The organism is Aquabacter sediminis, assembly GCF_028863665.1.
GTDB lineage: Bacteria > Pseudomonadota > Alphaproteobacteria > Rhizobiales > Xanthobacteraceae > L1I39.
Map to the genome: position 1 here is coordinate 37,074 of NZ_JARBFX010000014.1, position 19,954 is coordinate 57,027.

The following is a 19,954-nucleotide window of genomic DNA, read 5'->3' on the forward strand; positions in this document are numbered from 1 at the left end:
AGTCTTCTGGCGGTCAAAGGGGCTGCGGCAGGATCGCGGCGGGCCGGACCATGCCGAAGAAAACGGGCGGGGTCGAGGCGTGCGTCACGGCTGCGGCTGCTCGTGGAAATAGCCGTAGATGGCCAGTGCCGTCGAGGCGTTGATTCCATCCACCTGCTCGAGATCGGCGAGCGAGGCCCGCTCGATGGCCTTCAAGGTCCCGAAATGGCGCAGCAAAGCGCGCTTCCGGGTGGGGCCGACGCCCGGTATGGCCTGGAGGCCCGCATCGGTGATGTCCTTCTTGCGCCGCGCCCGGTGCGAGCCGATGGCAAAGCGGTGGGCTTCGTCCCGCAGGCGCTGGATGAAATAGAGCACCGGGTCGCGGGGCTCCATGCGGAAGGGCGGCAGGCCCTCCACGAAGAACTGCTCGCGCCCCGCCTCCCGGTCGACGCCCTTGGCGATTCCCACCATGGGCACATCGGTGATGCCAAGTTCCGCCATCACGGCGCGGGCGGCGCTCATCTGGCCCTGCCCGCCATCGATAAGCACCAGATCGGGCCAGGGGGAGGTATCTTCCGCGGCCGAGGGCTCCGGGGCGACATCCATGCCGGTGGTCGTGTCGGGCACGGGCGCGGCGGACCGGGGCGCTTCCTTCAGCAGGCGGGAGAATCGCCGGGTCAGCACCTCCCGCATCATGCCGAAATCGTCGCCCGGGGTGATGTCTGCCGACTTGATGTTGAACTTGCGGTACTGGCTTTTCAGAAAGCCTTCCGGCCCCGCCACGATCATGCCGCCCACCGCATTGGTGCCCATGATGTGGGAATTGTCATAGACCTCGATGCGCCGGGGCGGGCCGGGCAGGCGGAAGGCGGCGGCGACGCCTTCCAGGAGGCGGGTCTGGGTGGCGGTCTCCGACAGCTTGCGGCCCAGCGCCTCGCGGGCATTCTGCAAGGCGTGGTCGATGAGGTCCTTCTTCTCGCCACGCCGGGGGCAGGCCACCTCCACCTTGAAGCCGGACTTTTCCGACAGGGCCTGGGCGATGAGCGCCTGCTCCTCCACCTCGTGGCTGATGAGCACGAGGCGGGGGCAGGGCTTGTCGTCATAGAATTGCGAGAGGAAGGCGCCGAGCACCTCGGCCTCCGTGAGCGAGCGGTCGGCGCGGGGATAATAGGCGCGATTGCCCCAGTTCTGCCCGGTGCGGAAGAAGAAGACCTCGATGCAGGTGGCGCCCCCCTCCTGATGGCAGGCGAAAACGTCCGCCTCTTCCACCGAGCGGGGATTGATTCCCTGGCTGCCCTGTACCGCCGACAGCGCGGCGAGGCGGTCGCGCAGCCGGGCGGCGCGCTCGAACTCCAGCGCCTCGGCGGCCGCCTCCATCTCGTGGGCGAGCTGCTCCTTCACAGCGCGGGAGCGGCCGGCGAGGAAGGCGCGAGCCTCGTCCACCAGCACCTTGTAGTCGGCCGGCGCGATCTCATCCGTGCAGGGGCCGGCGCATCTCTTGATCTGGAACAGCAGGCACGGGCGGGTGCGATTCTCATAATAGCTGTCGGAGCAGGAGCGCAGCAGGAAGGCGCGCTGGAGCGCATTGATGGTGCGGTCCACCGCCCAGACGCTGGCGAAGGGCCCGTAATAGGCGCCCGGCCGGTTGCGCGCGCCGCGATGCTTGAGGATCTGCGGCGCCTCGTGGTCGGCGCTGATGAAGATGTAGGGGAAGGACTTGTCGTCCCGCAGCAGCACGTTGAAGCGCGGCTTCAACTGCTTGATGAGGTTGGCCTCCAGCAGCAGCGCTTCCGGCTCGGTGCGGGTGGAGACGAACTCCATGGTCTCGGTCGCAGCGATCATGCGGGCGATGCGATTCGTATGACCCACCGGGCGCGTGTAGCTGAGCACGCGCTTCTTGATGCTCTTGGCCTTGCCCACATAGAGCACCGCGCCGTCCGAGCCGATCATGCGATAGACGCCCGGTCCCGTGGGTGCGTGGCGCACGGCTGCCAGGATCGCCGCCCGACCGGTGGCCAGCGGACCCTCGGCCACCTCCTCCTCGGGTTCGGAAGACAGGGCAAGCAGCGCCTCCTCTTCCATGTCCTCAGGCGTGACGAGGTCGGGGGGCGTGTCGGGCAGCTCTTTTGCGGGGCGCGGGCTCATGGCCGGGAAGTTAGGCATTCGGAAGCGCCGGGGCCAGGGGGCAAGCGCAGTGCGGTGCGGAAGGACGGGACCACGAGGACAGGAATCGCCATGTCCAAGCGCGCCCGCCTGTTTCACTGTTCATTGACCATCTTCAACAATTGCAAGGGGTCGCGCGGGAGCTGCCAGACTTCGTTTGTCATTTCCTCCTAGTGGAAGAGACAGCGCGCAGCCACGGCTGCGGCAGCGAGCGAGGAGTGTTGAGGATGAAGATCCAGGCCATTGCGGGTTCTGCCATTGCGGGTTCTGCCGTGGCAGGTCTCGCCATGCTGGGCGCCCTCGTGGTGCCTGCGGGCGCCGCAGACATGAATTCGGGCTACGGCTATGGCTATGCGGCAGCGCAGGCGCCCATGTCGTGGACCGGATTCTATATCGGCGCCAATGCGGGTTGGGGATGGGGAAGCTCCGGTTCCTATTCCCCGAGCGGTTTCGTGGGTGGCCTCCAGGCCGGCTACAACTGGCAGTTCGCCGGTTCGCCGTTCGTGGTGGGCATCGAGACCGATTTTGACTGGGCGGGGGTGAGTGCGGGTGCCTACAGCACCACGTATCTTGGCACCGTCCGGGCGCGTGCGGGCTTCGCCTTCGAACGTATACTGGCCTACGGAACCTTGGGTTTCGCCTACGGGCAAGGTCAATATGAAGTTTGGGGGCTGAGCAACAGCCAGACTCAGACGGGCTGGACAATTGGAGCAGGCGCGGAATATGCGCTTGATCGCAATTGGAGTGCCCGTGCCGAGTATCTTTATGTGGACATGGGTAGTTCTACTTACTCCTCCCTGCTTGGTCCCGCCACTCTTGGGTTTGACGGGAGCATCGTCAGGGCAGGAATGAACTATCGTTTCTGAAGTGTTAAGCTGCGTCGGGGCGGTAAAAGCCTTGTGATCTCGTCCGAGCCACGGAACTTGTCTCTAATTGTGTTCCGATGTAGGCTCAACGTCACAATCTCGCCGGGTTTTCTTTCGGCGGTGTTGCAGACGGGTTACAGACGGGCCCCCTGTCCCGATGTATGGTCCCGGTCATTGAGTTTTGTATCGCAACAAAGGGTGTAACCATGTTGAAGCGCGCTCTCGCCGGGGTCTCTGCCCTGGCTCTCCTCGGCGGCGCCGCCTCTGCGGCCGATCTCGCCACCAAGTACCCGGTCAAGGCCGTGGCTCCCGTCGTCCCGGTGTTCTCCTGGACCGGCTTCTACATCGGTGGCAACATCGGCTGGGGCTGGGCTGACAGCTCCCTGAACGTCTCCCCGATCTACGGCGCCACCCCGACCTCCATCGGCGTCGGCAGCGCGAACGGCTTCATCGGCGGTCTGCAGGCTGGCTACAACTACCAGTTCGCCAACAACGTCGTGCTCGGCCTCGAGGCTGACATCGACTGGACGAGCATGGGCTCCAACACCGTCGTGATCTCCAACACGGGCGGCGCTGGCGAGGCTTCGCTCGACTATGTCGGCACGATCCGCGCCCGCCTCGGCTACGCCTTCGACCGCGTGCTGCCCTACATCACCGGTGGTGCGGCTTACGCCAACACCAACTACGGCACGATCTACGGCGTCTCCACCTCCCAGACCAACTGGGGCTGGACCATCGGCGCTGGCGTCGAGTACGCCTTCACCCAGAACTGGACTGCCAAGATCGAGTACCTGTACGTCGATCTGCAGGGCAACTCCTACACCATCCCGGCCACCCTGGGTTCGGTCAACGCCGACACCAACCTGAACCTGCTCAAGCTGGGCGTGAACTACAAGTTCTGATCTTCCGATCAGGACGGTTCCTGGAAGGCCCCGGGCGCAAGCCCGGGGCTTTTCTGTTTTTGGGCGGGTCGCATTGGTTGGGCCAGTTGCTTGAGGCAATCCCGACATGTCCGTCCCTGTGCGGCGCCCTCGCTCCCCGCCGCCTTGGCCTGTCGCTCCGCCCCGCCGGGCGTCTGCCCCAGTCGCCGCTGGAATTGGCGGTGGGCCATGCCACAGCCAGTGAGGTACCCAAGCGTCCGATCTGATCCGGAGCGACTGTTTCATCCTCCCATGACACCCCCCAAATGGGCCGGGACTGAGGAGCGCCGGAGGAATTCCAATGGCGAGGGCGGAGCCGTGCCGCCAGGGTGGAAGCACCTCATCGGCCGACGGGCGTGTCGTTCCGTTAACGGCTTTCAACCCATTGAAAATCCATAATTTTCCTAGCGGAATGCCGGTGCGTGACGGGTGTCCGCCGTGCCATTGAGACACCCCAGGCATGCCATGGGATTGCCTTTTCTCGGTCACCGGCTGGCCTGTCTTCGGCGTCACATTCCGCTCGATCAGGAACGCATGCGGGGCTTCCGTCATTGGAACCGCAGGCAGCCTGTGTGGGTGTTCGTGGGTCCCTGGGCCCGGACGCCCGAGGCCGCGCCGGCCCAGGGTGAGGCAGTGCCTCCGCCTTGGTCGCCCGGCCCCGAGTTAAGTGAGGTGGACGAATATGAAGTCGGTTCTCATTTCCGGCGCCCTGCTGGGCGCGATGGTGGCAGCACCTGCCATGGCTGCGGACCTCTCAAGGCCGCAAACCTATCCGGTGAAGGCCCAGGTCGCCGCTCCGCCCCCCGTCTTCTCCTGGACTGGCTTCTATATCGGCGCCAATGCCGGCTATGCGTGGGGCTCCGGCAAGGGCGCCGCCGACTATTATGGCGTCTCGCCGGACGGTTGGTTCGGTGGTGGCCAGGTGGGCTACAACTACCAGTTCCAGAACAACATGCTGGTGGGTGTCGAGGCCGATCTCCAGGGCAGTGACATCTCCGGCAACGCCAATGGCGTGAACAGCAAGCTGGACTATTTTGGCACCGTACGTGCACGCGTCGGCTACGCCTATGACCGATTCCTGCCGTACGTCACCGGTGGTCTTGCCTATGGCAAGAACACCATCAACGATTTCGGCTACTCCGATTCCAACACCCATGTGGGTTGGACTGTGGGTGGTGGCCTGGAATACGCCATCACCAACAACTGGACCGCCCGCGCCGAATATCTCTACGTGGATCTCGGCAAGAAGACCTACGACAATATCGGCGATGCCGGCATCGCGGCCAGCACCGCCCGGGTCGGCGTGAACTACAAGTTCTGACGCAGACCGTCTTGGTCCCGTCCGTTACGGGATCACCAGACGTAAACGCGCGGGCGCCGTGAAGGGCCCGCGCGTTTTGTATGTGCACCTATAAAGGGTGCTTCGGCCAAGCCGTAATATGGCGACGCAATTGTTGAAGGCGGGGAGGTAGGCGGCTCTTCCCGCCGCCTCGCATCCGCCCCATCTCCCGTGATAGACGCGTCGTCGCACATCAGGAGTGAGGCTCAAATGGCGCACGATTCGGCTTCGCTGGATCGCCCCCCGGTGCGGATCGGGGTGACGGGCATCGGCATCATGGGATCCAACCACGCCCGCGTTCTCTCCCAGCTTGCTGGCGTGGAGCTTGTGGCGGTGGCTGATCCCGACCAGGCCCAGGCGGAGCGGGTGGCGGGGTTTCTCGGCTGCAAGGCGGTGGGCGACCATCGCGCGCTGCTGGACCTCGGTCTTGACGCCGTGATTGTGGCGGCGCCCACCCATCTGCACCACCCGGTGGCCCTCGACGTCATCAATGCCGGCGTGTCCGTGCTGGTGGAAAAGCCGGTGGCCTCCACCGTGGCGGAAGGGCGCGAAATCGTGTCGGCCGCCCGCGCCAAGGGTGTCACCCTCATGGTCGGCCATGTGGAACGTTTCAATCCGGCCGTGCAGACGGTCAAGAACGCCATCCGTGACGAGGAATTGCTCTCCATCGCCATTACGCGGGTGGGTCCTTTCCCGCCCCGCATGTCCAATGTGGGTGTGGTGATCGATCTCGCCGTGCATGACATCGATCTCATCCGCTGGTTCACGGGCTCCGACATTGTCGAAGTGCAGCCACAGACCTCCAGCGCCATGGCCGAGCGCGAGGACATCGCGCTCCTTCAGTTCCGCACCGCCTCCGGCGTGCTCGCCCACATCAACACCAACTGGCTGACGCCCTTCAAGGCGCGCACGGTGCATGTGGCCACCCGCAAGAAATATGTGATGGGCGACCTGCTCACCCGCCAGGTGACCGAGTGCTTCGACTATCGCCCCGACGGCTCCTATTCCATGCGCCACTTGCCGGTGGCCTATTCCGAGCCGCTGCGCTCGGAGCTGGAGAATTTCGTCGAGGCCGTGCGCACCAAGAAGCCGCCCATGGTGTCGGGCGACGAGGGCGTCGCCAGCCTGGAAATCGCCATTCAGTGCCTGGCCGAGCGCGCCGAGGCCACCTTGCGCGCCGACCGCCTGCGGGCGGCGAGCTGACAGCCATTTCAAGGGACATTTCATGACCACCCACGTGACCTCGCAGATGGCTCCCATTCCCTTCATCGACGTGGCCGCCCAGCGGGCCCGACTCGGTGCGCGCATTGACCGCGCGGTCTCCACCGTGCTGGAGAGCTGCCGTTTCATCAATGGGCCGGAAGTGGCGATGCTGGAGGAACAGCTCGCCGCCTTCGCCGGCGCCAAATATGCGGTCTCCTGCTCCAGCGGCACGGATGCGCTGGCCATGCTGCTGATGGCCTGGGGCGTGAAGGCGGGCGACGCGGTGTTCTGCCCGGCCTTCACCTTCTGCGCCACCGCCGAAGTGGTGCCGTGGGTGGGCGCCACCGCCGTGTTCGTGGACGTGCTGCCCGACACCTTCAACATGGACGCGGCTTCCCTGGAGCGCGCCATCGCGATCGCCAAGGCCAAGGGCCTGACCCCCAAGGTGGTCATTCCGGTGGACCTGTTCGGCCAGGCGGCGGACTATGACGCCATCCTGCCGGTGGCTGAGGCTCATGGCCTGAAGGTGCTGTGTGACACGGCCCAGGGCTTCGGCGCCACCTGGCGTGGCCAGCGCACGGGTAGCATCGGCCATGCCACCGCCACCTCCTTCTTCCCGGCCAAGCCGCTCGGCTGCTACGGCGACGGGGGCGCCATCTTCACTGATGACGCCGACCTCGTGGCTGTGCTCAAGAGCGTGCGCGAGCACGGGCAGGGGACGGACAAGTATGAGAATGTCCGCATCGGCATGACCGCCCGCCTCGACACCATCCAGGCGGCGGTTCTGATCGAGAAACTGGACATCTTCGAGGACGAGATCGCCGCCCGCGACCGCATCGCCGCTCGCTATAACGAGATGCTGGGCGATGTGGCGACCGTGCCCGTGGTGGACCCCCGTGCCACGTCCATCTGGGCGCAATACACCATCCGCCTGGCGCCCGGCCGGCGCGATGGCCTGGCCGATACGCTCAAGAAGGACGGCATCCCCACCGCCGTCTATTACCGCATCCCCATGCACCGCCAGCCGGCCTACAGCCACTTCCCGAGCGATGCCGCTCCCGTTGCGGAGGCGCTTTGTCCCGAAGTCATCAGCCTGCCCATGCATGCCTATCTGGACGAGGCGACGCAGGATCGCATCGTCACCGCGGTGCGTCGCGCGCTCGCGGCCTGAGCCGCTACGCCGGCCACATTCAAGGGTGAGGAAAAGGGCCGTCCCGAAACGGGCGGCCCTTTTTCATGGGGGCGGTCCCGCAGCGCGAGGCGCGGGGTGCGCAATGGGGCAGGGGAGGCTTCCAAACAGCCCTGCCTTCAGATTGCGATACAATCGCGCCTGAACGTGCCATAGCCTGCGGCCAGACGCGGCGATTCAGCGGACCCATGTTCAAGAGCATCCTTTCCGTCGGCGGGCTCACCTTGCTTTCGCGCCTCGCCGGCTTCGTGCGGGACGTGGTGATGGCGGCCGTGCTCGGCGCCGGGCCCGTGGCCGATGCCTTCCTGGTGGCGTTCCGCCTGCCCAATCATTTCCGCGCCATCTTCGCCGAGGGCGCGTTCAACGCCGCCTTCGTGCCCACCTATTCGCGGCTGCGGGAGCAGGGGGGCATCGCCACCGCGCGGGAATTTTCCAACGAGATCCTCACCGCCATGGCGCTGGTCCATGCGGTGCTGCTGGCGCTGGCGCTGGGCTTTACCGCCGATTTCGTCGGCCTGCTGGCGCCGGGCCTCAAGGAGGACCCCGAGCGGTTCCAGCTCGCGGTCTCGCTCACCCGCATCACCTTTCCCTATTTGGCGCTTATCTCCGTCGCCACCCTCATTTCCGGCGCGCTCAACGCGTCCAACCGCTTTGCCATGGCGGCGGCCTCGCCCATCCTGCTGAATGTGTGCATGGTTGGCACCCTGCTTTCGGCGGCGGCCTTCCCCACTGCCGGCCACGCCGCCGCGTGGGGCGTGCTGCTCTCGGGCATCGGGCAGGTGATCCTGGTGGGGTGGGATGCGGAGCGCAGTGGCATCGGCTTGCGATTCTCCCGGCCCCGCCTCAACCCCGGCACGCGGCAATTCCTGAAGGCGCTGGGGCCGGCCATCATCGGCTCGGCGGGCGTGCAGATCGCGCTTTTTGCGGACACCATCATCGCCACCTTCCTGCCGTCGGGCGCGCTGTCCGCGCTTTATTATGCTGATCGCATCAACCAGCTTCCCATCGGGGTCGTGGGCATTGCCATCGGCACGGTGCTGCTGCCGGAAATGTCGCGCCGCCTTGCGGCAGGCGATGATTCGGGCGCGGCGCATGCGCAGGCACGCTCCATCGAGTTCGCGGTCCTGCTCTCGCTGCCCTTCGTGGTGGCAGCCCTCCTCATTCCGGACCTGACCATGCGCGCGCTGTTTGCGCGCGGCGCCTTCACGCGCGGCGATGCGGCCGAAGCGGCGGCCACTCTCCAGGCCTATGGGGTGGGGCTCATCGCCTTCGTGGTGCTGCGCGCCTTCATCGCCCCGTTCCATGCGCGTGGCGACACGACGACGCCCATGATTGCGTCCCTGACCGCCGTCGCCATCAATGTGGCGCTCAAGTTCGCGCTCATGGGCGCTCTGGCCCAGGTGGGGCTGGCGCTCGCCACGGCGCTCGGCGGCTGGATCAATCTCGGCCTTCTCATTTTCTTCGCCCGCCGGCGCGGCCTGCCGCTGGGTGATGCACGCCTGCCCAACAATCTGTTGCGGCTGCTGGTCTGCGGCCTCGTGCTGGCGGGCGTTCTGGTGGGCGCCGATCCGCTCGCCCGCGCGCTGACGGCGCATCTCGCCGTGGCGCGGGAGGAACTTGTCTTCCTCCTGGTGGTGATGGCCGGCGGCCTGGCCTACCTGGCCATGGTGGTGACTTTCTTCGGGAAGCGCTTCCTGGCGCCGCTGCTGCGCCGCCGAGGCGGCCCGCCCGCTCCACCCCCGGCGACGTGAGGAGACCGAACGGACCGCCGGACAGCAGATGACAAAGGCGTGAGCATCGCTGAGACCGCCTCGCCGCTTCTCGCTTTCTCTGGCCCACGGCGCGGAGCGTGTGCCTGACAGATCGGGTCAGCAGCTTCGATCCCGACTTAAAGCTGCGATTCCTGCGCCCCCACGTGCCGTAAGGGATTTTGCATTGCACACGTCTGTGCTATGCGAGCGGCTGTGGCAAACGGCTCGTCGGTTGCGGGAAGCGCCGTTCTTCGCCCTGACAATGAAATGGCGCGCCTCAAGTCGCCCTGTCGGAGCACTCTATGTCCGTCCAGCCGCATCGCTTCGCGATCAGTGCCCTTGCCCTGTCTGCCGCTCTTGCCCTCGCCGCGTGCGGGCAGCCGCAGCAACAGCAGCAACAGGCCGCGCCCCCGCCGCCCACCGTCACGGTGGCCAAGCCCCAGACGCGCACCATCACCGACTATGACGAATATGTCGGCCGTTTCGCCGCCATCAACCGGGTGTCGGTGAATGCCCGCGTGAACGGCTATCTGGACAAGATCAGCTTCACCGACGGCCAGTTGGTCAAGGAGGGCGATCTGCTCTTCACCATCGACCCGCGGCCCTACAAGATCACGCTCCAGCAGGCGGAGGCGAACCTCGCCCAGGCGAAGGCCAATCTCGACTACGCCACCACGGACCTCGAGCGCGCCCGCACGCTGATCGAGGACAAGACGTCAAACGCCATTTCCAAGCAGACCTTCGACCAGCGCACCCAGACCCAGCGCACCGCGGCGGCCACCGTCCAGGCGCAGGAAGCAGCTGTGGCCCAGGCCAAGCTCGACCTGCAATTCACCGAATTGCGGGCGCCCATCTCCGGCCGTATCGGCGATCGCCAGGTGTCGGTGGGCAATTATGTGGTGGGCGGCTCGGGTGCCTCGCCGACCCTGCTCGCCATCATCGTCTCCACCGATCCCATCTATTTCGAGTTCACCTTCGACGAGGCCTCGTTCCTGCGCTACCAGCGCCTCTTGAACGGGGCGGACTCCAGCGGCTCCACCGTCGACCTCAAGCTGATCGACGACAAGGGCTGGCCTTATCACGGCAAGATGGACTTCCTGAACAACGTAGTGGACCGGGCCACCGGCACCATTCGCGGCCGCGCCGTGTTCGAGAATGCCAATGACCTGTTCCGCCCCGGCATGTTCGGCCGGGTGCGCGTGGCCTCGTCGGCGCCCTACCAGGCGCTGACCGTGCCCGACACCGCCATCGGCAGCGAGCAGACCCAGAAGTTCGTGTATGTGGTGGGCCCGGAGAATGTGGTGCAGGTGCGCCCGGTGGTGCTCGGCCCGCTGGAAGGCCCGCTGCGCGTCATCAAGTCCGGCCTGAAGCCCGACGACGTCGTGGTGGTCAACGGCCTGATGCGCGTGCGCCCGGGCGTGAAGGTCACCCCCCAGGAGGAAAAGCCAGCCGCGGCACCCTCGGCCCAGGCCAAGTGAGGGGGACCGCACCATGCGCTTGTCCCATTTCTTCATCGACCGCCCGATCTTTGCCTGGGTGGTCTCCATCGTCGTCGTGATCCTCGGCGCGGTCACCTATCTGCGCCTTCCGGTGGCGCAATATCCGGAAATCGCCCCTCCGGTCATCAACGTCACCGGCCAGTATCCCGGCGCCAGCGCCGAGACGGTGGCCGAGACCGTGGTGGCGCCCATCGAGCAGCAGATCAACGGTGTCGAGGGGATGATCTACATCTCCTCCAATTCCACCGCCGATGGCCGCTTCTCCATTTCGGTGACCTTCGATCTGGGCACCAACCTGGACATCGCCCAGGTGCAGGTTCAGAATCGCGTCGCCATCGCCACCCCGCGTTTGCCCTCCGAGGTGCAGCAGGTGGGCGTGGTCACGTCCAAGTCCTCGCCGGACCTGATGCTGGTCGTCAGCCTCTATTCCCCGGATGGCTCCCGCGACCCGCTGTTCCTGTCCCACGTGGCCAATGTCCAGATCAAGGACGTGCTGTCGCGCATCGATGGCGTCGGCTCCATCACGGTGTTCGGCAGCCGCGAATATGCCATGCAGGTCTGGCTCGACCCGACCCGGCTCCAGGAACTCAACCTGACGGCCGGCGATGTGGTCAGCGCCTTGCGGGCCCAGAACGTCCAGGTGGCCTCGGGCGTCCTGAACCAGCCGCCGGTCCCGGAGCAGCGCGCCTTCCAGGTGGCGGTGCGCACCTTGGGCCGATTGTCGGACCCGGAACAGTTCGGCAACGTGGTCATCAAGCAGAGCGAAACCGCCCTGGTGCGCCTGAAGGACGTGGCCCGGGTTGAAATTTCGGCGCAGGACTATTCGTCCACCTCTTACCTGGACAAGGACCTGTCCATCTCGCTTGGCGTGTTCCAGCGGCCGGGCTCCAACGCGCTGGCCACCGGCAACGCCATCGTCAAGGAGATGCAGCAGCTCGGCAAGCAACTGCCGAGCGGCGTGAAGTACGCCATCTATTACAACCCCACCGAATTCATCCAGCAGTCGGTGGAGGCGGTGATCCACACCATCCTTGAGGCCATCGTCCTCGTGGTGCTCGTGGTGATCCTGTTCCTGCAGACCTGGCGGGCGGCCATCATCCCCATCCTGGCCATTCCGATCTCGCTGGTGGGCACCTTCTTCTTCATGTCCCTGTTCGGCTTCTCGCTGAACAACCTGTCCTTGTTCGGACTGGTGCTCGCCATCGGCATCGTGGTCGACGACGCCATCGTGGTGGTGGAGAATGTGGAGCGCAACATCGCGGCCGGACTGTCGCCCCGCGACGCGGCCTACCGCACCATGGACGAAGTGGGCGGGGCGCTGATCGCCATCTCGCTGGTGCTGGCCTCGGTGTTCATTCCCACCGCCTTCATCACGGGCATCTCCGGCCAGTTCTACCGCCAGTTCGGCCTCACCATTGCGGGCTCCACCCTGATCTCGCTGCTGGTGTCGCTGACCCTGTCGCCGGCCATGTGCGCAGTGCTGCTCAAGCCCCATCGCGGGGACCACAAGGTGGCTTGGTATGCCCGGCCCCTGCATGGCTTCTTCCGCATCTTCAATCGCGGCTTCGAGGGGCTGGGCAATGGTTATGCCTGGCTGACCGCCCGCCTCGTGCGGTTCGTGGCGGTGGTGCTGGTGGTCTATGCGGGCATCCTGGCCTTTGGCGGCCACCTGTTCGTCTCCACGCCGCAGGGCTTCATCCCGCAGCAGGATCGCGGCTACCTCATCGTGGTCGCGCAATTGCCGCCGGGTGCCGCCATGCAGCGCACGGAAGAGGTGATGCAGCGGGCCGCCGATCTGGTGCTGGGCACGCCCGGCGTCGGCCATATCGTCAACATTGCCGGCTTCTCGGGCGCCACCTTCACCAACGCGCCGAATGCGGGCGCCATGTTCGTCATCCTGGAGCCGTTCAGCGCGCGCGAGAATGACCCGGGACGTTCGGCGGGGGCGGTGCAGCGGCAATTGTTCGGCAAGCTCGCCTCGATCCAGGAAGCCATGATGATCGTGGTGCAGCCGCCGCCCGTGCAGGGCATCGGCAATGCCGGCGGCTTCCGCATGATGGTGGAGGACCGCACGGGCGCTGGCTACAAGGCGCTCCAGAACGCCACCTATGCCATGATGGGTGCGGCGGCCCAGACGCCGGGGCTGATGCAGGTCTATTCGCTGTTCGAGACTTCCACCCCCCAGATGTATCTCGACATCGACCGGGCGAAGGCGCAGCTCCTGCAGGTGGACATCGCCAATGTGTTCGCCGCCCTCCAGACCTATATCGGCTCGAGCTATGTGAACGACTTCAACCTCTTCACCCGCACCTTCCGGGTGCAGGTGCAGGCGGATGCGGCGTTCCGCATGGACCCGAACGACATCCTGAAGATCCGGGTGCGCAATGCCACCGGCGAGACCGTGCCCCTCGGTTCGTTCACGACCATGCACGACCTCACCGGCCCCTATCGCGTGGCCCGCTACAATCTTTATCCGGCGGCGGAGCTCGATGGCTCGCCGGCGCCGGGCTATTCCCAGGGCCAGGCCATGCAGATCATGCAGGGTCTCGCCGCCCAGGTGCTGCCGCAGGGCTTCGCCTACGAATGGACGGCGCTCGCCTACCAGCAGCAGCGGGCCGGCAACACCGCCATCTTTGCCTTCGCGCTCGGCGTGGTGTTCGTCTTCCTGGTGCTGGCGGCCCAATATGAGAGCCTGACCTTGCCATTGGCGGTCATTCTCATCGTGCCCATGTGCCTGGTGGCCGCCTTGGGCGGGGTGATCCTGCGCGGCATGGACAACAACATCCTCACCCAGGTGGGCTTCGTGGTGCTCATCGGCCTGGCGGCCAAAAACGCGATCCTGATCGTGGAATTCGCCAAGCAGCTGGAGGACCAGGGGCAGGGGCGGCGGGAAGCGGCGGTGGAGGCGGCGCGTCTGCGCCTGCGTCCCATCGTCATGACCTCGCTGGCCTTCATCCTGGGCGTGGTGCCCCTCGTCTGGGCGGTGGGCGCGGGCGCAGAGCTGCGTCAGGCGCTGGGAACGGCGGTGTTCTCCGGCATGATCGGGGTGACCATCTTCGGCCTCATCTTCACGCCCGTCTTCTATGTGTTCGCCCGCTGGATCGCGTCCTTCGGCAAGCGCAAGGAGAAGCCGGAAGGCAAGCCCGACGATGACCACCGCCCGCAAGGCGACTATGTCGCCCCGGCGGAATAGCCGGGACGAACGATCCTGACGCTCACGTCCCGTCCCGGCCTCCGGGGCGGGACGTTTGCTTTCAAGGGCCCGACTTGACCCGCGCGGGGACGCGGTGCAGTTCTCCCGCCCAATCCTTGCGCGCGCCCCCGCGCGCCCCCACGACCCCGCTTGCGAGTCCTTCCATGTCCCTCCCGCCGAACGCGTCCGGTCTTCCCTTCGACGATATCCGCAACCTCGTCGCCACCATGCCGGGGCCGGACATCGGCGCCCGGGTGCTCGCGGAGGACCGCCAGTCGCAGCTTCTCAAGCCGCCGGGCGCACTGGGGCGGCTGGAGGAGATCGCCATTCACCTCGCCACCTGGCAGGGCAAGGGCATTCCCACCGCCGACCGCCCCATGGTGGCCGTGTTTGCCGGAACCCACGGGGTCACCGCCCACGGGGTCTCGCCCTATCCCTCCGCCGTGACGCGGCAGATGTTGGATGCCTTCACGGCCGGCAAGGCGGCGGTGAACCAGATCTGCGCCACCTTCGATGCGGGCCTGCGCGTGTTCGACTTGGCGCTTGACCTGCCCACAGGCGACATCACCCGCGAGGCGGCCCTCGACGAGCGGGCCTGCGCCGCCACCATGGCCTTCGGGATGCAGGCCATTGCCGGCGGGGCGGATGTGCTGATCCTCGGCGAGATGGGCATCGGCAACACCACGGTGGCCGCCGCCATCTGCCATGCGCTCTATGGCGGCACGGCGCAGGATTGGGTGGGCGCCGGCACCGGCGCCACCGGCGCGGTGCTGGAGCGCAAGATCGAGGCGGTGCGTACCGCTGTCGCTCTTCACGGCCCCGCCAGCGGCGGCGATCCGCTGGAGGTGCTGCGGCGCCTGGGCGGGCGCGAACTGGCCGCCATTGCCGGCGCCATCCTCGCGGCCCGCCATGAGCGGGTGCCGGTCATCCTGGACGGCTATGTGGTGACCGCCGCCGCCGCCATTCTCCAGGGTCTCGATCCCGGGGCCCTGGACCATTGCCTGGCCGGGCATGTATCCGACGAGAAGGCCCACCGGGCGCTGCTCGACCATCTGGGCCTGCGCCCGCTTTTGGATTTCGGCATGCGTCTGGGCGAAGGCTCGGGCGGCGCGCTGGCGGTGGGGCTCATCAAGGCGGCGGTGGCCTGCCACAAGGGCATGGGCACCTTCGCGGACGCCGGCGTCTCCGACAAGGACTGAGGCCTCACGCTCCCGCGCGCGGCGGAAGCCGGCGGGCGGCGGGAAAGGCGACCTCGGCCCGCGTGCCGCCCTCGGCGCGCCGGCTGAGCGCGAGCCGCGCCGCGTGGAGGTCCGACAAACCCCGCACGATGGCAAGCCCCAGCCCCGCGCCACGCCCGCTTACCGGATCGGTGGCGCTCTCGCGTGGGCGAGCGGCACCGGGCAAAGGGAGCTCGGCATCACCTATGCCCGGACCGGTATCGTCCACGCACACATAGGGCGCCCCGGATGGGGTGACACCAGCGGTAAGTCGCACCTGCCCGCCGGCGGGGGTGAACTTCACCGCATTGGCCAGCAGGTTCAGCGTGATCTGCCGCATGGCCCGCTCGTCGGCCCACAGACGGGGGGCATTCTCAAGATCGCCGACGGACAGCGAAACGCCGCGTTCCGCTGCCGAAAGGCGCATCATGTGGGCGCAATCCGCAAGCAGGGGGCCGAGGGCGACGGCGGTCTCCAGCAAGGTGCGGTGGCCGGTCTCGATGCGGGCAAGATCGAGAATGTCGTCGGCGAGCGCCAGGAGGTGGCGTCCCGACGTGTGAATGTCGCGGGCATATCCTTGGTAGGCCGGCACGGAATGGGCGCCGAGCACGGCCTCCGCCATCATTTCCGAAAAGCCGATCACGGAATTGAGCGGGGTGCGCAATTCGTGGCTCATCTCGGCCAGGAAACGCGACTTGGCGGCATTCTCGCCCTCCGCCTGCCGCAAGGCGGACAGCGCCGCTTCCGATTCCCGCCGTCGCACTTCCACCTCCGCTGCCAGGACGGCAACCCGGCGGCGCAGGCGATGCAGCGCGGTGGCGGCCACGCCCAAGGCGCCGGAGGCGCATCCGAGCAGCATCCGCGCACCCGATTCCGCCTCCACGCCAAGCGCGGTAACGGCACATGCCGCGGCGGCGGCCCACAAGGCGGGCAGCAGGAGGGGCGAGAGCAGGGCGGGCAGGGAGGTCACCGGCAGGTCGAATCCTGGATCCTGCGCCCGTGCCGCCGGTTCGGGGGGCAGGGCGTGCCGGTCGCCAGAGGGAAAGGGTCGGTCCATGGCCCTTGCAGTCCGCGCCCAAGCGGAAGGGTGAGTCCCTCCGCATGAGGATGGGATCGACTCCTGCGGCAAGAGGGTTAGCAGAAGGTTAACGGGCGGCGAAGCCAAGTGCCGCCAGCGTTTGCGTGCCCAGGAATCTCGGCCCTGGGTGGCTTGGGCGCCACGCTTGGTGCGTCGAAGATTGCATACATCCCGGAAGGATGGCACCTGATCGGGCATGTCCCTCCGTGACCTCCTTACCGCCATCCTCATTCTTGCGGCCCTGTCGGGGCTCGCGCGCTTCCTGACGCGCGGCGATGAGGCCATTGGTCCGGCGCGGGCGGTGGATGGCGACACGCTGGAGATTCTCGGCCAGCGGGTGCGCCTGTCCGGCGTCGACGCGCCGGAACTGGCCCAGACCTGTGGCACGGATATGGCCCTGTGGCCCTGCGGCGCCGAGGCCCGCACCAAACTCGCGAGCCTCGTTCGAATGCATATCGTCTCCTGCCGGGGGAACCGGCATGATGGCTATGGACGCCTGCTCGCGGTGTGCTCGGTGGGGCAGGGGGACACGGCGCGGGACCTTGCCGCCGAAATGGTGACCTCTGGCCTTGCCATCGCCGCCAGCGGGCGCGGCTACAAGACCTTGCAGTCGGAAGCCCAGGCACGGGGGCGGGGCATCTGGTCCGGCCCGTTCCAGCGGCCGGCGGACTGGCGCTCGGCCCACGCCACGGGCCCCTGACGCGTACTGTCGGCGCCTTGACGCGGCAGGCGGGCCATGGTCTGTCCACTGCAAAATGCGAGGAGACGCCGCACCATGAAGCTCTTTCTCTCCGCCCGCTCGCCCAATCCCCGCCGCGTGCAGTTCTTCCTCGCCGAAAAGGGCATCTCCGTGCCCGAGGTGATGGTGGACCTCGCAGGGAAGGAACACATGGGTGAGGCCTTCCTGCGCATCAATCCGCGCGCCAAGGTGCCGGTGCTGGAGCTGGACGACGGCACCCACATTTCCGAATCCATTGCCATCTGCCGCTATTTCGAGGCGATTCAGCCAGAGCCGAACCTGTTCGGCGCCACGCCGCGCGAGCAGGGCCTGGTGGAGATGTGGCAGCGGCAGGTGGAAATCGAGCTGATGCTGGCGGTGCAGTTCGCCTTCCGCCATCTCCATCCCGCCATGGCCGAGCGGGAGGTGCCGCAGGTCAAGGAATGGGGCGAGGCCAACAAGGCCAAGGTGATGAACTTCCTCGGCTATCTGGATCGCCACCTGGCCGACCAGGCCTATATCGCCCTTGACCGCTTCACGGTGGCCGACATCACCGCCGTCGTCGCCATCGACTTCATGCGCGCGGCCCGGATCACCGCGCCCGAGGAGATGGTCCATCTGGCGCGGTGGCGGGCGCAGGTGTCCGCCCGCCCTGCGGCAAAAGCGGGAGCCTGACGCATGCGCCTGACGGTGGTGGGATCGGGGGACGCCTTCTGCTCCGGTGGGCGGGGCACCACCTGTTTTCATGTGGAGGCCGACGGCTTCCGCATGGCCATCGACTATGGCGGCAGTGCGCAATTGGGCTGCAAGAGCCTCGGCTTGCCCGTGGAGGAGATCGACGCCGTCGTGCTCTCCCATCTCCATGGCGACCATTTCGGCGGGCTGCCCTTCCTCATCCTCGACGGCCAGTTGGGCACCCGCCGCGAGAAGCCGTTGCGCGTCTTCGGCCCTCCGGGCACGACGGCACGCCTCCATGTGCTGATGGAAGCCCTCTATCCCGGCATCAGCGGCAATCGCTGGCGATTCGACTGGTCGGTGGAGGAGGTGGCGCCCGGCACGCCGGGGCAGGTGGGGCCGTTCTCGCTTCTGACCACCGAGGTGCTGCATTCTTCCGGCGCCCCCTCCACGGCGGTGCGCTTCGAGGGCTTGGGCAAGACGCTCGCTTATTCCGGCGACACAGCCTGGACGCCCGCGCTGTTCGAGGTGGCGCGGGAGGCGGATCTGTTCATCTGCGAATGCTATCGCTTCGACGGCGCGCCCACCGGCCATATGGCCTATGAGACCCTCGCCGCCAATCGCGATGGCTTTTCGCCCCGCCGCATGCTGCTCACCCATATGAGCGACGACATGTGGTCCCATGTCGGCGATGTGGATGCCAGCCGGTTCCTGGTGGCGCGGGACGGCCTCGTCCTTGATGTCTGAGGACGCGAGGCGGCACGGGGACGCGCGGCTGGAGGAACTGGTCGCGGCGATCCGGGCCTGCCGCACCTGCGTCGAGGCGCCTCTGGGGGCGCCCATGCCCCACGCGCCGCGCCCCGTGCTGCGGGTGTCCGCAACCGCCCGCATCCTGGTGGCGAGCCAGGCGCCGGGCACCAAGGTTCATCTGTCGGGTCTGCCCTTCACCGATGCGTCGGGCGATCGCCTGCGGGCCTGGATGGGGGTCGACAAACCCGTCTTCTATGACGAAGCGCGCATCGCCATCGCCCCCATGGGCTTCTGCTTTCCCGGCCAGGACGCGGCGGGCGGCGACCTGCCGCCGCGCCGGGAATGCGCCCTTCTCTGGCACGACCGCTTGTTCACCGCTCTGCCGCCCTTCGACCTGGTGCTGGCCATCGGGCGGCCGGCGCAGGCCTATCATCTCAAGCGGTTGGGCCTTGGCCATCTCCTCGGCAAGGGGCTGACCGAGACGGTGGCCAACTGGCGAGCGGTGCGGGAGGCCGGCGGCACGCGGGTCTATGCCTTGCCCCATCCCTCCTGGCGCAACACCGGCTGGCTGAAGCGCCATCCCTGGTTCGACGCGGAACTGGTGCCGGAGCTTCAGGCCGATATGCGCAGATTTCTTCGCCCCCGCGGCGAAGAGCCGGCCTGAGGCCGATACATCCGCGCGGCGCGTTCTATAATGCGTGCGCACCGGAGCCTTGAGATGCACGCCACGTCCGCCTGCGTGTTCGACGCCTATGGCACCTTGTTCGATCTGCGCTCGGCGCTGAAGCATCATTTGACGGTGCTCGGCGCGCCTGCCGATCGCTTTCTGGAGGTGTGGCGCACCAAGCAACTGGAATATGCCTGGACCAGCAGCCTGATGGGGCTCGACAAAGACTTTCTCGCTGTGACGCGTCAGGCGCTCGACTATGCGCTGCGGGTGTGTGGCATCGCCGATGATTCCGGCGGGGCTCTGGTGGACGAAATCGCCGAGGCCTTCATGGTGCTCGATCCGTTTCCCGATGTGGCCCCCGCCTTGGCGCAACTGCGCGAGGCGGGGCGCCGCATCGTCATCCTGTCCAACGGCACGCTGGAGATGGTGACCACGGCGGTGGAGCGCGGCGGCCTCTCCGCGCTGGTGGACGACGTCCTCAGCTGCGAGGAGGTGCACACCTTCAAGCCCGATCCCAGAGGCTATGACCTGGCCTGCAACCGCCTTCAGCTGACGCCGGAAGACATCATGTTCGTCGCCTCCAACACCTGGGACGTGGCGGGGGCCACCGCCTTCGGCTTCCGAACCGTGTGGGTCAATCGCGGCGCCGAACCGGCGGAATATCCCGCGCTTTCCCCGCGGGCCACGGTGTCCAACCTCATCGACCTGCGCACCCTGCTGGAGCAGGTGGAGGCCAGATGAGGC

At 66.9% G+C, this 19,954-nt stretch carries 16 protein-coding genes; 14 read left to right on the forward strand and 2 right to left on the reverse strand.

The window, feature by feature from the left end:
- Positions 1–84: 84 nt before the first annotated feature.
- The gene (uvrC, locus tag PV781_RS21385; RefSeq protein WP_274777652.1) at positions 85–2,124 is read right to left on the reverse strand and encodes an excinuclease ABC subunit UvrC; all 2,040 of its coding nucleotides are present in this window, start codon (positions 2,122–2,124) and stop codon (positions 85–87) included.
- Positions 2,125–2,369: 245 nt separating this feature from the next.
- Between uvrC and PV781_RS21390 the strand changes: the two genes are divergently transcribed.
- From PV781_RS21390 to cobT, 9 genes are all read left to right on the forward strand, one after another.
- Positions 2,370–3,008, forward strand: a complete 639-nt coding sequence (locus PV781_RS21390; protein ID WP_274777653.1) for an outer membrane protein — start codon at positions 2,370–2,372, stop codon at positions 3,006–3,008.
- Between the two features lie 206 nt (positions 3,009–3,214).
- Positions 3,215–3,910 (forward strand): outer membrane protein, encoded by a 696-nt coding sequence (locus PV781_RS21395; protein WP_274777654.1) that lies wholly within the window; start codon positions 3,215–3,217, stop codon positions 3,908–3,910.
- A 700-nt stretch (positions 3,911–4,610) separates the two neighbouring features.
- Positions 4,611–5,249 (forward strand): outer membrane protein, encoded by a 639-nt coding sequence (locus PV781_RS21400; RefSeq protein ID WP_274777655.1) that lies wholly within the window; start codon positions 4,611–4,613, stop codon positions 5,247–5,249.
- 228 nt (positions 5,250–5,477) lie between these two features.
- A complete protein-coding gene (locus tag PV781_RS21405) occupies positions 5,478–6,470 on the forward strand; it encodes a Gfo/Idh/MocA family protein (protein WP_274777656.1) in 993 nt (330 codons plus the stop codon).
- Between the two features lie 22 nt (positions 6,471–6,492).
- On the forward strand, positions 6,493–7,641 hold the full coding sequence (locus tag PV781_RS21410; RefSeq protein ID WP_274777657.1) for a DegT/DnrJ/EryC1/StrS family aminotransferase: 1,149 nt from the start codon (positions 6,493–6,495) through the stop codon (positions 7,639–7,641).
- Between the two features lie 206 nt (positions 7,642–7,847).
- Positions 7,848–9,410, forward strand: coding sequence for a murein biosynthesis integral membrane protein MurJ (murJ, locus tag PV781_RS21415; RefSeq protein ID WP_274777658.1), 1,563 nt, complete (start codon positions 7,848–7,850; stop codon positions 9,408–9,410).
- 302 nt (positions 9,411–9,712) lie between these two features.
- Complete coding sequence (locus PV781_RS21420; protein ID WP_274777659.1) at positions 9,713–10,888, forward strand: efflux RND transporter periplasmic adaptor subunit; 1,176 nt, start codon at positions 9,713–9,715, stop codon at positions 10,886–10,888.
- A 13-nt stretch (positions 10,889–10,901) separates the two neighbouring features.
- The gene (locus tag PV781_RS21425) at positions 10,902–14,102 is read left to right on the forward strand and encodes an efflux RND transporter permease subunit (protein ID WP_274777660.1); all 3,201 of its coding nucleotides are present in this window, start codon (positions 10,902–10,904) and stop codon (positions 14,100–14,102) included.
- A gap of 164 nt (positions 14,103–14,266) precedes the next feature.
- A complete protein-coding gene (cobT, locus tag PV781_RS21430; RefSeq protein ID WP_274777661.1) occupies positions 14,267–15,301 on the forward strand; it encodes a nicotinate-nucleotide--dimethylbenzimidazole phosphoribosyltransferase in 1,035 nt (344 codons plus the stop codon).
- A 4-nt stretch (positions 15,302–15,305) separates the two neighbouring features.
- Here the strand turns inward: cobT and PV781_RS21435 are convergent, their stop codons facing one another.
- A complete protein-coding gene (locus tag PV781_RS21435; protein WP_274777662.1) occupies positions 15,306–16,376 on the reverse strand; it encodes a sensor histidine kinase in 1,071 nt (356 codons plus the stop codon).
- A gap of 217 nt (positions 16,377–16,593) precedes the next feature.
- Between PV781_RS21435 and PV781_RS21440 the strand changes: the two genes are divergently transcribed.
- From PV781_RS21440 to PV781_RS21460, 5 genes are all read left to right on the forward strand, one after another.
- Positions 16,594–17,097: a thermonuclease family protein gene (locus PV781_RS21440; protein ID WP_274777663.1), complete on the forward strand. Its 504-nt coding sequence runs from the start codon at positions 16,594–16,596 to the stop codon at positions 17,095–17,097.
- Between the two features lie 75 nt (positions 17,098–17,172).
- Entirely contained in the window at positions 17,173–17,790 is a 618-nt protein-coding gene (locus PV781_RS21445) for a glutathione S-transferase family protein (protein WP_274777664.1), read from the forward strand.
- Positions 17,791–17,793: 3 nt separating this feature from the next.
- Positions 17,794–18,537, forward strand: coding sequence for an MBL fold metallo-hydrolase (locus tag PV781_RS21450; RefSeq protein ID WP_274777665.1), 744 nt, complete (start codon positions 17,794–17,796; stop codon positions 18,535–18,537).
- Positions 18,530–19,204, forward strand: coding sequence for a uracil-DNA glycosylase family protein (locus PV781_RS21455; protein WP_274777666.1), 675 nt, complete (start codon positions 18,530–18,532; stop codon positions 19,202–19,204). The genes PV781_RS21450 and PV781_RS21455 overlap by 8 nt, the downstream gene beginning before the upstream one ends.
- Before the next feature lie 54 nt (positions 19,205–19,258).
- Positions 19,259–19,951 carry a haloacid dehalogenase type II gene (locus PV781_RS21460; protein WP_274777667.1) on the forward strand — a complete coding sequence of 231 codons (693 nt, stop codon included), beginning with the start codon at positions 19,259–19,261 and terminating at the stop codon, positions 19,949–19,951.
- The last annotated feature ends 3 nt before the right edge of the window (positions 19,952–19,954 follow it).

Bases quoted from the DNA above. Each gene is read 5' to 3' on its own strand.
- uvrC (WP_274777652.1), bottom strand. From the start codon at position 2,124: ATGAGCCCGCGCCCCGCAAAAGAGCTGCCCGACACGCCCCCCGACCTC.
- PV781_RS21390 (WP_274777653.1), top strand. From the start codon at position 2,370: ATGAAGATCCAGGCCATTGCGGGTTCTGCCATTGCGGGTTCTGCCGTG.
- PV781_RS21395 (WP_274777654.1), top strand. From the start codon at position 3,215: ATGTTGAAGCGCGCTCTCGCCGGGGTCTCTGCCCTGGCTCTCCTCGGC.
- PV781_RS21400 (WP_274777655.1), top strand. From the start codon at position 4,611: ATGAAGTCGGTTCTCATTTCCGGCGCCCTGCTGGGCGCGATGGTGGCA.
- PV781_RS21405 (WP_274777656.1), top strand. From the start codon at position 5,478: ATGGCGCACGATTCGGCTTCGCTGGATCGCCCCCCGGTGCGGATCGGG.
- PV781_RS21410 (WP_274777657.1), top strand. From the start codon at position 6,493: ATGACCACCCACGTGACCTCGCAGATGGCTCCCATTCCCTTCATCGAC.
- murJ (WP_274777658.1), top strand. From the start codon at position 7,848: ATGTTCAAGAGCATCCTTTCCGTCGGCGGGCTCACCTTGCTTTCGCGC.
- PV781_RS21420 (WP_274777659.1), top strand. From the start codon at position 9,713: ATGTCCGTCCAGCCGCATCGCTTCGCGATCAGTGCCCTTGCCCTGTCT.
- PV781_RS21425 (WP_274777660.1), top strand. From the start codon at position 10,902: ATGCGCTTGTCCCATTTCTTCATCGACCGCCCGATCTTTGCCTGGGTG.
- cobT (WP_274777661.1), top strand. From the start codon at position 14,267: ATGTCCCTCCCGCCGAACGCGTCCGGTCTTCCCTTCGACGATATCCGC.
- PV781_RS21435 (WP_274777662.1), bottom strand. From the start codon at position 16,376: ATGGACCGACCCTTTCCCTCTGGCGACCGGCACGCCCTGCCCCCCGAA.
- PV781_RS21440 (WP_274777663.1), top strand. From the start codon at position 16,594: ATGTCCCTCCGTGACCTCCTTACCGCCATCCTCATTCTTGCGGCCCTG.
- PV781_RS21445 (WP_274777664.1), top strand. From the start codon at position 17,173: ATGAAGCTCTTTCTCTCCGCCCGCTCGCCCAATCCCCGCCGCGTGCAG.
- PV781_RS21450 (WP_274777665.1), top strand. From the start codon at position 17,794: ATGCGCCTGACGGTGGTGGGATCGGGGGACGCCTTCTGCTCCGGTGGG.
- PV781_RS21455 (WP_274777666.1), top strand. From the start codon at position 18,530: ATGTCTGAGGACGCGAGGCGGCACGGGGACGCGCGGCTGGAGGAACTG.
- PV781_RS21460 (WP_274777667.1), top strand. From the start codon at position 19,259: ATGCACGCCACGTCCGCCTGCGTGTTCGACGCCTATGGCACCTTGTTC.